Source organism: Lysinibacillus sp. FSL M8-0216, from assembly GCF_038595555.1.
Classification (GTDB): Bacteria; Bacillota; Bacilli; order Bacillales_A; family Planococcaceae; genus Lysinibacillus; species Lysinibacillus fusiformis.
In genome coordinates this window covers 2,291,342-2,305,085 of record NZ_CP152007.1, presented here as the reverse complement: position 1 = coordinate 2,305,085, position 13,744 = coordinate 2,291,342, and the positions used below count along the sequence as shown (strand labels likewise).

13 protein-coding genes and 1 pseudogene are annotated in these 13,744 nt (G+C 31.1%); 1 reads left to right on the top strand and 13 read right to left on the bottom strand.

The features are described from left to right. Positions 1–3: 3 nt before the first annotated feature. Entirely contained in the window at positions 4–213 is a 210-nt protein-coding gene (locus MKX57_RS11310; RefSeq protein ID WP_025117240.1) for a YjcZ family sporulation protein, read from the top strand. An 840-nt stretch (positions 214–1,053) separates the two neighbouring features. On the opposite strand, the pseudogene MKX57_RS11305 reads toward MKX57_RS11310, so the two are convergent. From MKX57_RS11305 to MKX57_RS11245, 13 genes and pseudogenes are all read right to left on the bottom strand, one after another. After that, positions 1,054–1,179: pseudogene (locus MKX57_RS11305) on the bottom strand (purine-nucleoside phosphorylase); the annotation flags it as partial. Positions 1,180–1,448: 269 nt separating this feature from the next. Then, complete coding sequence (locus MKX57_RS11300) at positions 1,449–1,799, bottom strand: hypothetical protein (protein ID WP_342551088.1); 351 nt, start codon at positions 1,797–1,799, stop codon at positions 1,449–1,451. A 239-nt stretch (positions 1,800–2,038) separates the two neighbouring features. Continuing rightward, the gene (locus MKX57_RS11295) at positions 2,039–2,500 is read right to left on the bottom strand and encodes a hypothetical protein (protein WP_342551087.1); all 462 of its coding nucleotides are present in this window, start codon (positions 2,498–2,500) and stop codon (positions 2,039–2,041) included. A gap of 23 nt (positions 2,501–2,523) precedes the next feature. After that, positions 2,524–2,850: a nucleoside triphosphate pyrophosphohydrolase gene (locus MKX57_RS11290; protein ID WP_342551086.1), complete on the bottom strand. Its 327-nt coding sequence runs from the start codon at positions 2,848–2,850 to the stop codon at positions 2,524–2,526. 26 nt (positions 2,851–2,876) lie between these two features. Further along, positions 2,877–3,629 (bottom strand): HNH endonuclease, encoded by a 753-nt coding sequence (locus tag MKX57_RS11285; RefSeq protein ID WP_342551085.1) that lies wholly within the window; start codon positions 3,627–3,629, stop codon positions 2,877–2,879. Next, entirely contained in the window at positions 3,626–4,792 is a 1,167-nt protein-coding gene (locus MKX57_RS11280; protein ID WP_342551084.1) for an AAA family ATPase, read from the bottom strand. The genes MKX57_RS11285 and MKX57_RS11280 overlap by 4 nt, the downstream gene beginning before the upstream one ends. Positions 4,793–5,370: 578 nt before the next feature. After that, the gene (locus MKX57_RS11275; RefSeq protein WP_342551083.1) at positions 5,371–6,213 is read right to left on the bottom strand and encodes an HNH endonuclease signature motif containing protein; all 843 of its coding nucleotides are present in this window, start codon (positions 6,211–6,213) and stop codon (positions 5,371–5,373) included. Between the two features lie 4 nt (positions 6,214–6,217). After that, positions 6,218–7,702 (bottom strand): AAA family ATPase, encoded by a 1,485-nt coding sequence (locus MKX57_RS11270; protein WP_342551082.1) that lies wholly within the window; start codon positions 7,700–7,702, stop codon positions 6,218–6,220. 187 nt (positions 7,703–7,889) lie between these two features. Further along, on the bottom strand, positions 7,890–8,213 hold the full coding sequence (locus MKX57_RS11265; RefSeq protein WP_342551081.1) for a nucleotide pyrophosphohydrolase: 324 nt from the start codon (positions 8,211–8,213) through the stop codon (positions 7,890–7,892). Between the two features lie 473 nt (positions 8,214–8,686). Continuing rightward, positions 8,687–9,619 (bottom strand): hypothetical protein, encoded by a 933-nt coding sequence (locus MKX57_RS11260; protein ID WP_342551080.1) that lies wholly within the window; start codon positions 9,617–9,619, stop codon positions 8,687–8,689. 580 nt (positions 9,620–10,199) lie between these two features. Further along, positions 10,200–11,381: an EVE domain-containing protein gene (locus tag MKX57_RS11255; protein WP_342551079.1), complete on the bottom strand. Its 1,182-nt coding sequence runs from the start codon at positions 11,379–11,381 to the stop codon at positions 10,200–10,202. 152 nt (positions 11,382–11,533) lie between these two features. Then, the gene (locus MKX57_RS11250) at positions 11,534–12,217 is read right to left on the bottom strand and encodes a hypothetical protein (protein WP_342551078.1); all 684 of its coding nucleotides are present in this window, start codon (positions 12,215–12,217) and stop codon (positions 11,534–11,536) included. Positions 12,218–12,238: 21 nt separating this feature from the next. After that, positions 12,239–13,696 (bottom strand): hypothetical protein, encoded by a 1,458-nt coding sequence (locus tag MKX57_RS11245; protein ID WP_342551077.1) that lies wholly within the window; start codon positions 13,694–13,696, stop codon positions 12,239–12,241. Positions 13,697–13,744: the final 48 nt, after the last annotated feature.

Sequence of the window (13,744 nt, the reverse complement as noted above, 5' to 3'; positions counted from 1 at the left end):
TTCATGGGATATTACGGAAACGTAGGAAACGCAGGATATTATGGTAATGTAGGTAATTACGGTTGTTGTTACAGCGGTTATGGGAATGAATATAGCATGGGCTACTGCATGGACCACGGCAAAGGTAATAGTTCAACATTTGTCTTAATCGTTATTCTATTCATTCTACTCATTATCGTTGGCGCAACATTCATGCAAAAAGAAGATTGTTAATTAGTTAGTTGTAAAACAAATAACTATAACTCTTTCTGTCAATAATCCAAGGGTCACACTCAGCTGTGGCCCTTGGTTTTTTAGAAAGAAAAAGAAAAGCAACCGACTAGTATTTAGCAATTAGTCTTGAATAGCTGCCTCTAACGCTACAACCATCATGTCGTTGAATTACTTGTACTTTTTTTAAAGGACAAGATACCTTCATTAATGTTGATTTAATAACATTCTATACTATTCAAAATGCATCTAAAATTGTTTACTTTTTTATTGTGTTAACTAAATATAAGATGTTGGTCGCTTTTTGGTCGCCAAAAGTCGCCTTATTTTTGTTAAAAAACTTAAAGACCATCACGGAGTGGTCTTTGTTGTAATAATTTTTATTTTCCGTTATATTTTAAATCGACATTTCTATTGTGGAATTTCATAATAGTAAAGACTATTATCATCTGTTCGTCCTTTAATAATTGTGCCTGAACTATTATTAATTAAATTTGATACCCAATATCGATATTTTTCACCCTTTTTAAAAATATTTTCAGGCGTCGGGATCAGAAGTTACAACTTACATCTGGTGAAGCTTGGAAACCGATGAAGGATAATGAGGACAACTCGAAAAATCTACTATTCACAAAAACAAACGTCTTTCCCTTACATCCAGATATCAAGAACAACGTGGGCATGTTATCACTCAAGAATCGATTAATATTTATAGCCATTTAACTATGAAAGATAAAGAAAAAGCAACCGACTACTCAACTCCATTTTACAAAAAATGGTCGGTTTTGGTCGATTGCTTTTATTAATGGTATTTAACACACGTTGAAAACGCTGTTATATCAATTAGTCTTGAATAGCTGCCTCTAACGCTACAACCATCATGTCTTTAAAAGTCGTTTGACGTTCTTCTGAAGTTGTCACTTCACCTGTGATGATGTGGTCAGATACTGTTAAGATTGCTAATGCTTGATATGACAGGGTTTTGAGCTACTTTTAAGAATCAAACTTTCAAATAAAATTGATTACGGCTAGCAATTCTTCTAACTAAATTACACTAATTTTGGTCTCTCATGGTCTCCCGTTTTTGAGAGACCATATAATTTGTAATATAATCGATTCGTGAACAACCTCAATTCGTGTGGCTATAGTAGGTCACCTTTAAACAAGGAGACACCCTACCTCAATATCGCTAACCACGCCCCTGTCGCTAATACAACTACTCTTTAAAAATTACAAACTTAAAACCCAACATCATATTCATATTTAGGTTGCCACTTTGATTTACTTAGAGACATAGCAAAACCATATATAGTATTTAAAAAGTTGGCTCTTTGCTGATGGTTTTTCCCTGTTCTCAAAATTATCGTTTCTTGTAGCAGATGATTGCTTTCGATTAGATACTCATTACGCTTGTTCAATCGTTGTAAAAGATATTCTTCAGGTAGTCTAGCAAACTTCCCATTAGTTTCTCCTCTATTACAATCCTGACAGCATAGAACTAGATTCCAAACACCATTTAGGTCTAAATCATGTGTACTGTTGAACTGTGTTGATAGTGGCACGAAATGATCTATGTCACAAGTATTCAATTGGTTACTTTCAATTGAAATCGGACTATAGCAATAGAAGCATTTGCCCTTTTGATACCCGTTTAATGGCTTCCTAGCAGAAGTTAGATTGATTCTTTCATGTGACAACATAAACTGCTGTGGTGTCATAGGCTTTATAAAGTAAAACTGCTCAAGGTTTGTATCAAACTGAACTTCTAGTTTTGGATTTCGTTCAGTCCATGCGTTTTCAACTAAGTTCCATCTACCTTCAATTTCACTTAATATATTTTTTTTTGAGAGCTTTCATTCAACAAATAAACGCTATCGGTCAACGTAATTCCTATAGTCTTTCCTTGTATGGACTTCTCATAAAATCTTTTATCAAGCCCACCATTAGGAATGTTATGAAAAGCATCTATAACATTGTTAAATCCTAATTTTTCAGTAACCTCAAGTAACTGTTCCCAAGTAATTTGGTTTTGATGAAATAAATCCAAGGCACTGATGAACTTAGAAGATTGACTTGTAATTTGTCGCTTACCGTTTCCAATATGCTCTAACATGTACCTAGCAAAGATAGGCGATAACTCCTCTAAGCTAACAAAACTTTTGTTACTCTCGCCTAATACAAGTAATGTTTTAGCGAAAGCAAATTTATAAGTTGCAACATTCCTACCGAACAAGTAAATCGAGCGAAAATTCGATTCCAAGGTATTATCATTTTCTAAGTAATTATTCATCTAAACACTCCATTGAAGAAAGGTTACTTATCTTCTACATCAATTAAATAAATTGCTTTTTCAAAGCCTCCACGTTTTTCCCTTTTTTGCTTTCGCACTTCTTCTAGTTCTTCAAAGGTCACACCTAATGCACTAAGAGCTGTATGTACTAACTCTAATACATCAGCTAATTCTTCAACGCTCTCATGAGCAGTATCTGCCGAATGGAACTCTTTAGCTTCTTCAATCATCTTCGCCTTAACTTCCTTTAAAAGCTCACTAGACTCTAATGTTCGAGCGTTATAAGATAATCTATCTGCTTCGATAATCTCTAAAATCTTATCTCTTACTAATTTATTATACACAGGCATAACCTTTAGCTCCTTTAACATGTAATTTAAAACCTCTCCCTTTGATCAAGGGCAATATTAGCAACAGAATCTTCAATTTTTTGCAGTTCAACAGTCCATAAAGCTTTTTTTTCCATCTCTAACTTCAACAGCAAATAATCCGGTGCAGTTAATAGCACAGTAGCTACTGTAGCACAATAAATATTTACTGAAGTGCTTTTTTTCAATAACGCTCTAACTTTACGAATTACTCTCGCCTTTTCGGTTGCATCTTTACTATCAACATCAAAATTCTGAACCACTTCAAGCACATCTTCTAATTTTTCTAATACTGCGTTACCTATTTGAAACCTTGGCGTTGCAATCTCAGTAGTATTATTCAAATCTAAAACTTCCACTGTAAGATTTCCAATGTCATCCTTACCGAGCATCCGATATTTGTAGAACTCCAAATGATTTTTGGGATCAATTTGAGTAGGATCAATTATTGGTAAAAGATATGTATCATGATCTAACTTATGTGAGTTGCACCGGATACAAATCGGTAACAGGTTGTTCCAATCTACAACTTCATCTTTATATTCATTTTTATGATGAAAGTGTTCCACTTGCATATATTTTCCTTCTTCACCTAATTTGCACTCACAGAAAGCACATTTGTCGTTTGACATTTTTAATAATGGAACAGTAATAAATTTTCTCTTCCAGACTGTTTTTTTTGTATCCTTATATTCCTGAGTTAATTCATCTTTTAGTTTTTCTAATTCTTCTGGGCAATCTGGGCGGCTTAATTTTATCATTCTTCTTCATCTTCCTCTAAATATTCAGATGCTTGTATTTTTATTAATGCCGAAAGCGGATTACTAGGATGCAACATTGAATTAAGAGCATTGAAAGCATCTATTACTTGATTTTTATCATCTTTTGATAATCCTACTTCAAAGTTTTTTATCTTTTCTCGAAACACTATTGACATTGGGTCTTCTAATCCCATAACGTGAACTAAGATTTCCTCAACATTCCAACCTTGATAACCATATTTATTACTTTTTGGTAGATTTCTTACATAAACATTATTATCTTCATCTACTACTAGTGGTATTATTTCTCCAGAGTTAGCTGATTGAATCACATGAGGGCTATGCGTTGTTACAATTAACTGTGCCTTTGGAACGAGCCATCTAATTATAGAAGTAATTTTTGACTGCCATTCGGGATGTAGATGCAGGTCAATCTCATCTATTAGGATAACCCCTTGATACTCCTGAACTTCTTCATTTAGAGTTCTCTCTAATTGTCTTATTAGATCAAGCAAGATAGTAAAACTAGCTTTGTAACCTGATGAAAGATAGTTTATATCCATAATTCCATGAGGAGTCTCGATCAGGAAATCTATCGTTCTATATTCCTTATTAATATGCCTTGGGGCATACTCACGAGTGCGGTGGGATAGCTCTAAATTATAAAAATACATTCTGCTATCAATTTTATTTATACATTTTCTAATCAATTCAAAATTTCTATGTTTTATTGAACTTAAATCATTAGACTCCATGTAATTTCTATATAACCATCTTTTTACTGCATCTAAAGGAGACGTAGGTGGTCTATCAACATCATAATCGTTTGAAATATGCCTGGAACTATTTCTATGGGATGTACTGTAAAAGATTAACTCTTTAGAAAATGGTCTTTTTTCTATATAATTATCAGCATCAAAGATTACTCTTTCCTCTATGTAATTGAAATCCTTCTCTGCTATGACTCCAATTTGTCCATGATTAGAAGTTACAGAGGTTCGAACATTCATTCTACCTCTCATAACACCTGCAATACTTTCTAATATAGTTGTTTTTCCAACACCATTAGTACCACACAATATATTTAAACCATCTGAAAACTGTAAATTTAAATTAGAAATGGAGTTGATGTTTTGAATCTTTAGTGCCTTAATTCTAAGCATATATTTCCTCCTTTATCCATCATATGATCTCTATCACATATTACCATAATGTTATGGATAATACTGTAAAAGTACAATAAAACCTCTCATTGTTGTAACCAAATAGAATTAATGGGTAATAAAATAAGGGAACACGCAATTATTACTTCGAATTGTTCAAAGAAATTTTTTAGTTTATTAGTTGATTTGATGTTATGTTATGTTATTTACTTTACAATACCCCGAAAGATATAATCGTAACTTTTAATATTACCTAGACTATTTCCAGGAATATTCATTTTTCTAAACGATATCTAATGCATATCCATTGAAAATGCTCTATGTTTTCTACTTTTATTCATATTAAAAACTTCATTTCTCTTATAAAATTAAAGGGTAAAAAAAGCAAATCAATTTAAAAATTCAATATCCTATTAAATAAAAAAAGCTAGGGAGTCTAATTGAAGGTTCAACACCTTCCTTAGAAACCTTAACTTTTATTAACGTTGACTTAGCAACATTTCTAGAGGTAATTAAAAGACCTTCTATCATTAATTATATATCAATTTATTGCTAAATAAAAATTTTTTTATTTCTTACTATAGGTTCTTTATTAATTCATTATAAAACCAAGGACTTGTAGATAAAGCTTCATAGAGAGCAGTTTGCCAAGAATTTTTTCTATATTCTTTTCTACTTTCAGCATCTTCTAAAAGTCTTTGATGTAAAGCTTCACTTCCTTTACTAGCATAAACTCGTTTCCATGAAAATTTCATATTACCTATCTCAGTATTAGCTTCAATTCTGTAAATTTGCCCCAAATCCAATAAATTAAATGTTGTTTCAATCCTTTTTCTATCATTTTCATTAATTGTAGAATCTTCATTAACCTTAAACTTAACCCTAACCGGTAATGATTTACTAATAGAAGCAACTAACCATTTTTCTTCATTAAAATCATCAAAATATGGATTAAATAAAATTTCTTCGTATGTAGATGGCACATGACTTTTTTTTATAAAGTTACAATCTTTACAGATAGGAATTAGATTAATTGGGGTTAAAGCTAATGTTGCATACTTCTCTTTAGGCAAAAAATGATCGATTTCTTTTATATTCTTTTGCCCACAAAAAGGGCATTTTTCATCTACAACTGATAATTTAAGACGATCATAAAAGTAGCGAGCTGCTCCTCCGACTAGCTTTTCATCGTAAATTTTAGCCATTTCTTTTGAATCTAATATAGAGATTATAGATTCCACTTCTGGATAAACGTGAAATTTTTTCTCCCCACATAATTCATTATAAGTATTTTCTTCAAGCACTATTTTTTCTTTGCATTGATTTAGTTTTTCTTTTAAAGGATTACTTTCCCTAAAACTAGAAATGCAAGTTTCAAGTATCTCTTCAACAAAAAAACTAGGTTTATTAATTGTCAACATAAATTTAGAAATCTCCTTCATCATCAGCTAAAGCCATAACTAAATTCTTTGCCTCGTCTCCTAATTCATTATTAAAATGCTCTAATACTGAACTATAATCTCCTAATTCTAATACAGCTTGTTTAATCAATTTATGGAATCCTGTTTCCGATACTTCTAACCCGAATATTTCTCTAGTTAATACCCCTAAATTTTCACCAAAAGTCTCTATTTTTGGTCTATTAAAACTATATTGCACACCTTCTTTCCTAATTTTCCACACGCATTTCCTAGGAATCTCTTGGAGAATTACTGGAGAATGAGTAACTATTATAGCTACACCATTTCTCTTTCTTAATAAAGTTGAAATAACTTGTATAAATGCAGAAACTAATGGTGGATGAAGATATGTTTCTGGTTCATCCATTATTACTATAGTTTTTTCTTCAACATTTTCGATTAATCTTGCTAATGTTAAAAGAACAATTTTATGTCCAGAACTTAAGTTTTTAAATGCATCCATTGCCTTTTTCTTTATTTCCTGCTCATCTAAATTTAAATTTTCGAAACTTAATACATTTTTGATTTCTGGTTGGTCAAATGCTGGATCATATTGTAATTCTTTGACTAATTCTTGCCACAAATCCATTTTCCCTTCTATACTACATTTGAAGATACTTTGAGCAAATTCAGTTGTAAGCTTTTTTGGAGATTTAGGTGGTAAATCTATCTTTTTTGCTTTTTCTTTTTTTAGTTGCTTTAAACCTAAATATGTATAGTTTATAATTTTTGAATCTTCAATAGGGATGTAATCATCAAAGGCACTAAAAGATACCGACACAACCTTTGAAAATAAATTCCTTTTACCTTTTAAATTTATAAACTCTCCGTATTCTTTATCACCTTTTACTAATGAATCCAACATTTTATTTAAAAAAAATGACTTACCTATTCCATTTCGTCCAATTAATACATGCATATTACTTGGTGGATATGACCTAGGATTCACTTCAAAATCAATTTCACCAATGGATTCATCCTTGAACATATAAGTAAAATAGAATTTAGTTAGTGTGGCATCCCCATTAGCCAATTTTCTAAGTCTACCTTGTACAGAAACGCTGCTAATATCTCTCATTAATGAATTAACTACAATTTGTTTCCTTCTTACTTTCTGGTAATGCTCTTTATCATAAGCAATATCTTTCAAAGCTCTTAAAAATACCACTCTTGTTGCACCCAATTTATTTAATTCCATATAATAATCTTCCGACTGCCCTAGAGAATAAAAATCCTTATCTAATTCTGTAAAAGTTTCTGGTAAATTTGGTCTTTTTTCTTTTAAAATATTGCTCCCTATCTTTACACTGCCTATATAATTATTACCAATATAGACCTGATAAAGTGTTTTAAATTCCCACCAATCATTCCAATCATCTTGTATTAAATGTACAACTTCCTCACTATCAGGTTCAATCTCTGAAAGATTATTTAAAACTTTAAATAACATGATTTCTTTTCCTCACTTTCTACTCATAAGTATTGCGAATATTTCTTTATCAATCCTCTCTCAAATTCTACATGTTCTTCTACTAATATATAAAGGAAAATTTGTGGGAATGAAATTAGTAAAATAACAAGGAATTTCGAATTTTTATAAATTAACAATTAAGAAACCTTATTTATAATTCCGTATACTACTTGTTAACTCCATAAGCCTTTTCAACAGGATACTTCTTATCATTCTTTTTCAACTTTTCATTAACTGCACTAATAATATCAATACCTGTTTCGTTAGCAAATAAAAGAGTATACGTAACAATGTCTGCCAGCTCATCCTCAGTCTTCTCCAAATTCTTTTCAACAGCTTCCTCACTCGTTTTCCATTGAAATAGCTCCAATAAATCACTTGCTTCCAGCGATAAAGATACAGCTAAGTCTTTAGCATTGTGAAACTGCTGCCAATCACGATCATCACGAAATTGAATCACCTTGCCCATTAAGTCTTTAATTTCATTCATATAAAACACTAATATTTTTTATACCAAATGCTCAAAAATATTACTTTGTCTCAAAAAGCTTCACAAAATATATATTTACAATTATATATGGTCATATTTGTTGTCTCTCTTAATAATACTACACACCATTTTTATCCATCATCTTATTTCTAAATAATCTAAAAAAGTATAAGTTTCCTCTAAAAAAATAATATACTTTCAGAAGTTCTTAAGAATGATATTTGACAAGCATGCCTAAGTTTCACAAGAACACTAGAAATCCACAATTTCAAAAATCATTGAGCGTATTGCAATATTTTTCTATCGTCAAACCAATTCAAGCTAAAGCATTGTGACACTCACATGCTTCATGAACTAAATTTCAATGAAAACAAGCTTAAAAATACTAAAAGAGAAGACATTTTTATATTTTATTGTTCAAAAAAACAGCAGTTCCTTTCTAGGTTCCTGCTGTCTTTAATTTACTGAAAAATTCAACCGTTCTGTCCCATTATCATTTCAACTGCTTTTTCTCTATTTTTTATGGCTTCTTTTGATCCTACTACTTCTCCAGTATCCGTTAACAAATAATTAAACTTCCATTGCTTCTCTTCATTACTAAATACAAATTGGATTTTTTTTACATCAAAATTCATAATAAATCTTTCTGATTCACTCAAAGCTTTTGAAATTTCCTCAGCACTTATAGCATTAATTGCCACATTAGGGTCTGTAGATTTTATAACAAATTCTTGAGAGGGAGAACCAGGTAAAACCAAGAGATATGTAACAGGTCTATTTTTAGGAATGCAATATTTAGCATAATTAATCATTGCATTTCTAATTTTAGAATATATATTTATTAAATCGTTATTTAAATCTTCCTTGATTCTCTTACCAAAAGTATTAAGCACTTTGTAAGCTACTAATGCCGACATACCTTGTTGTGTTAATTTTATAATTAGCTCTGGATCTGGAATTAATGATTTTCTAATCAAAAGTTGTTGATTAAAGGATCCACCTTCTTCAAGTTTCTTTAAAAATTTATCCAATTCATCATTCGTTTCAAAATTGACTAAGTCATAAGAAAATTCCATTTCTTCAGGCACTTCCTCATGCTTATCTGCAAATGGGCGCTTATCTTCCCAAACATCCTTCCTTCCCCACTCTCCATTTGGAAGTTTTACGGATGAGGACTTTTCCTCACTATAAAGAATTGGTGTAGCAAATAATCCCAATTCACCATCTGGTAATTCATAGATAAATGCCTCAACAAATTTTCCTAGTGGCGGTATCGTAACATCGTGCTCAACACCCATTCCTGGAACTATATTTCCATTAATCTGTCTGACTGCACCTTCTAAAGCCTCCCTGGTCATTTTCATGCCATGTGAATCTACATGAGTAGTTGCCAATAACTGTTGCATATCAAAAACCTCCTTAGATAAATCCATCATAATTAACTTCAATTATACATTTAAAAATCAAACAATATTTATTATTTTACTTATAAATTATTATTGGTATCATAAAACAAAAAAGCTTGGTAGAACCCCTGTTAAATAAGGCTCTAAAGCTTTTTCTAGTTGTTATTTAATCATTTAAATTATATCTTCGCTAGTGGCTTAGAAGTAATATAATACATCACTCTCACCATCCATTGAGTTTCAGTGTTTTTCAAAACAATAAATTCAATTCTATTCATGGAATTCGTGTCCTCAATTTCTTGAATAATGAACATGTCGTTTCGTTTTCAATGTCGATTTCCATGCGTGTATCGGGAGCGATCTATATTAGTATAGACAACACTAATTTATCGCTAAATAGCCCCCACCCCTAAATTTCACTTCATTACCCAATATATATGAAAAACGAGATATACACTTGGCTATCTCGTTTCGTTTACTATTCCAAGTGATGTTGATGTGGCAGGCTCAAATTCGTGTTAGCAATGACTTTACTGATTATCGGATATGCACCGCCTACCTTCTTCATAACACTTTAGAATTAGCTCTTGTGATTTTGAATAAGTTCCTTGAGTTCTTCAACACTTAATACTCTATCTATACTTCTATGTACCATTCGATGACAGTTCGCACATAAAGGAACTAAATCTGTTTCAGGATTAATCTCTATAGCTTCTTCAAGAGTGCTTAACGGCTTAATATGATGTATTTCTATAAACTCTTTGCCACGTTCACCATACACTTCTTCAAAATTAAATCCACAGGCATAACAGTTTAAACCATGAATTTCAATTGCCTTCTTACGATTCTTTGAATCACGCTCATATTTGTTTACAAGGTAGGCTTTCTTTGCTCCCTCTATCCCGTTACCTTCTTCAATCCTCAAGGCTTCTAGGTCATCTTCAACAATCAAAAGTAAGTCATCATGTTCATCATCTTCAATTTCTAAAAAGAAGCCTAATTGAGTTAGCCTTTCTCTAGCTTTTTCTAATTCTGATTCTGTGAAAAGTATTCTATTTTCTTTCTTTAATACTAAAGCTTCTACCGTTAAATCGAGCCTATTAAGGTGAGCTAATTCAGCAAACCCATCTGAAAGTTGCTTACTATTAATAAGTTTTTTTGCTGTATTTAAACCACCTTCGTTTGCAACCATCTGTCTAAATTTAGATGGTGTATATCCAATTTCTTTTGATTCATCGTAGATTTTTAACATAGCTTTATGGAAATGCTTGATTAACTGATTTTTATCTACTTTCTCTAATTTTTGCGAAAAGTGCTTCCCTTTCCAAAGCTGTTTCAAATAACTCGCTAACTCATCTTCAACTAAGTAATTGGTATTTTGTTTTAATCGTAATATCATTAGATTTTGCAATTTTGGATGTTCAGCTAACTCTAATCTATTAAGACCTTCTATAACATCTACTTCAATTACTTGTAATTTAACTGCTAAATATGAATCATTACTTACATCTTCATACCAATAGTTTGCTGCTTCTTCATCATTCACATACTGTTCAGGAGTCGTAAGAGCTATAGTTCTCGCAACAATACCACCACTACCTCGTTCTCCACCATCAGAACGCCAAATAAATACTTCATCACCGATTGCAATTTTATCAGCTAAATGTTTTTGTCTAATAGACCACCAAATTTCATCATTATCTAACAAATAATCATTTACATTAAATCTTTCAGGATTTCCTTGAAATATCCACGTACTCATAAGTTCACCTCTGTTATTTATTTACAAATACAAATAATTATACATCCCATTTAAGTTTGATAGATATAATAAAAAACGACACAAACACGAAGTTTATATCGTTTATGATGTGGCTCTGTGAACTTGTCACATGTCAATGTAAAAGAATGATTTTACTTTTGAACTATTACATTTTCATACTTAATGTAATCTAGTTCCATCTGAATATAATTTAAGGTTAGCTTTATTAAAGCTTTTAAATCTGTTATATCCTTATCTACCCATCTCTTAATATAGTGAGTTTCGTCATTACCTAATATAGTTGCTTTTTCTGCTACCATTTTAATTTTAGGATTTTCAATCCATTGTTTAATACAATTTCTCAATGCAGTTGACTCAACTTGTTGAATAGTATAATTTGAATCCTCTGTAATGTGATATTTCAAATAATCTTTAATTAAAAATTCTAGAGCCTTCCTATAGCCTATGCCACAAATTTTATCCAAGCCTTGTTTTTCAGCGTTTAAAGATTGTATGTAAATAGAGACAAACTCTGAGGAAATTGTCTTTATATCATCCGAAATTTCTGGAAATTCTACCGTTTTAGGTACTGTCTCATATAATTCTGTAAACTGATTATAGTCTGCATACTTACCAATAAATAATGAATTACATTTAGGATTTACACATTGAAATAAAACTTCACTGTAATTTACTCCTTCATCATAACCAGTCCTAGCAATAAGATATGCATTAACTATCATTATGTGCCTACATACTGGACATTGTGTAGGCACGTCTGGATCTTCAATAAAATCTGACAATCGATCTTCTTCACCAAAAAAATACACAGACATTTCATCACCTCGTAGTAGAAATTATTTCATTATTATTTTTCTTAACCTATCTTTTAAAAATCCATCTATTATATTACCATCTTCGGTTTTTAAGCTTTTTAATAAGAAAATTAAATCTTCATCCATCAGTGGAATTATACATCCTCTATCATCGTTGAATGTATCTGCACATCTTTTAATTAATGTTTCAAAATCATCAATATCTCTAAAAACTATAAATCCAAACTTACCTCTCCTTAAAGAGAATCTACCTGCAATTTGATCTAATTCTGGGTTTTTTATGTCCTTAGTATAGTTCTTACATTCAACAAATATATAAGATGCAGGAATTTTTTTTATGGTATGTAAATCAAAGAAAAAACCTTTTTCTGCAGAATTGTCAAAAACAATATCAATACGTTTTCTCCCATCATGTATTTCTTGCTCAATAATAGGTCGAGTAATAAATGGATAAAAGAGATATTCCAATACGCTGGTAACTAACCTGTGATAATTTGTAGCCTCTTTAGCACCAGCAGAGATTGTCGTAAATTGAAGTATTAAGTAATCGATTATATCAATTTCCTCTTGTCCAATAATATTAGATAATTTCGGATTACTTATTGGTTCTATTTTAGATTTAGCTCTTTTCCTGAAATCTTCAAATACTTCAGGGTGCTTCAAAGTAAACTCTCTGAGATATTCTTTTTGAAAAACAGGTTCTGATGCTTTTAAATCTTTTTTGTAGACTCTTCTTTTTACTACACCTTTTTTAGTTGTCTTTGTTCTCACCAAACTTGTATTCAACCTCAAATGCTCATTTTGCATAAAGTTTAGAACAAAATGTTGCGCATAATAATCTTTAGTATAAGCATTTGAATATGATACAGCCCACTTTGGAACTAAGATTATTACTCGTTCTCCAATTACTAATCCTTTTTCATATCCATTTTCCCATCTAAGCTTTTCTCCATTCCAATAGAATCCTGTTGGAACATTATCCTCTAAGGGTATACCTAATAATTCACACTGCGAGATAGTATAATCAATTAAATGCTTACGTATAATATTTGTTGTTAAGTCAGAAATTTTATCCTTACCTATCTTATCTACAAATATTACCAAATCCTCGAAATGACCAACAATATTATTTTGAATTACTTTACTCTCATATAAATGCTTAAATACTTTTTCAGCTTCATCTACACCTATGCCTCTTCCATTAGGTCGATTCGTTGAGATTCCTAAACATGTTTCATTTGGTTCTCCCAAATTCTCAAATAGTTGTCTTGCACGAGTAATATTATTACTCTTAAAGAGTGAAAGAATATGTTGAAAAAAACTTTCGATTGTTCTATGTGCATCATATGACCAATTGTCTGGTCGATTTCCTATATAATAAGGATCTAAAAATAATGGGGTATCTACTTCAATGTTCACATTAACAAAATCTAATTGCCTTTGTGTCATATTTAAATTAAAAATTTCACTAATTCTCATATTCTTTCCTCCCATATTGTATGTATATTTCAATTATAACAAAAAGGA

Bases quoted from the DNA above. Each gene is read 5' to 3' on its own strand.
- MKX57_RS11310 (WP_025117240.1), top strand. From the start codon at position 4: ATGGGATATTACGGAAACGTAGGAAACGCAGGATATTATGGTAATGTA.
- MKX57_RS11295 (WP_342551087.1), bottom strand. From the start codon at position 2,500: ATGAATAATTACTTAGAAAATGATAATACCTTGGAATCGAATTTTCGC.
- MKX57_RS11290 (WP_342551086.1), bottom strand. From the start codon at position 2,850: ATGCCTGTGTATAATAAATTAGTAAGAGATAAGATTTTAGAGATTATC.
- MKX57_RS11285 (WP_342551085.1), bottom strand. From the start codon at position 3,629: ATGATAAAATTAAGCCGCCCAGATTGCCCAGAAGAATTAGAAAAACTA.
- MKX57_RS11280 (WP_342551084.1), bottom strand. From the start codon at position 4,792: ATGCTTAGAATTAAGGCACTAAAGATTCAAAACATCAACTCCATTTCT.
- MKX57_RS11275 (WP_342551083.1), bottom strand. From the start codon at position 6,213: ATGTTGACAATTAATAAACCTAGTTTTTTTGTTGAAGAGATACTTGAA.
- MKX57_RS11270 (WP_342551082.1), bottom strand. From the start codon at position 7,702: ATGTTATTTAAAGTTTTAAATAATCTTTCAGAGATTGAACCTGATAGT.
- MKX57_RS11265 (WP_342551081.1), bottom strand. From the start codon at position 8,213: ATGAATGAAATTAAAGACTTAATGGGCAAGGTGATTCAATTTCGTGAT.
- MKX57_RS11260 (WP_342551080.1), bottom strand. From the start codon at position 9,619: ATGCAACAGTTATTGGCAACTACTCATGTAGATTCACATGGCATGAAA.
- MKX57_RS11255 (WP_342551079.1), bottom strand. From the start codon at position 11,381: ATGAGTACGTGGATATTTCAAGGAAATCCTGAAAGATTTAATGTAAAT.
- MKX57_RS11250 (WP_342551078.1), bottom strand. From the start codon at position 12,217: ATGTCTGTGTATTTTTTTGGTGAAGAAGATCGATTGTCAGATTTTATT.
- MKX57_RS11245 (WP_342551077.1), bottom strand. From the start codon at position 13,696: ATGAGAATTAGTGAAATTTTTAATTTAAATATGACACAAAGGCAATTA.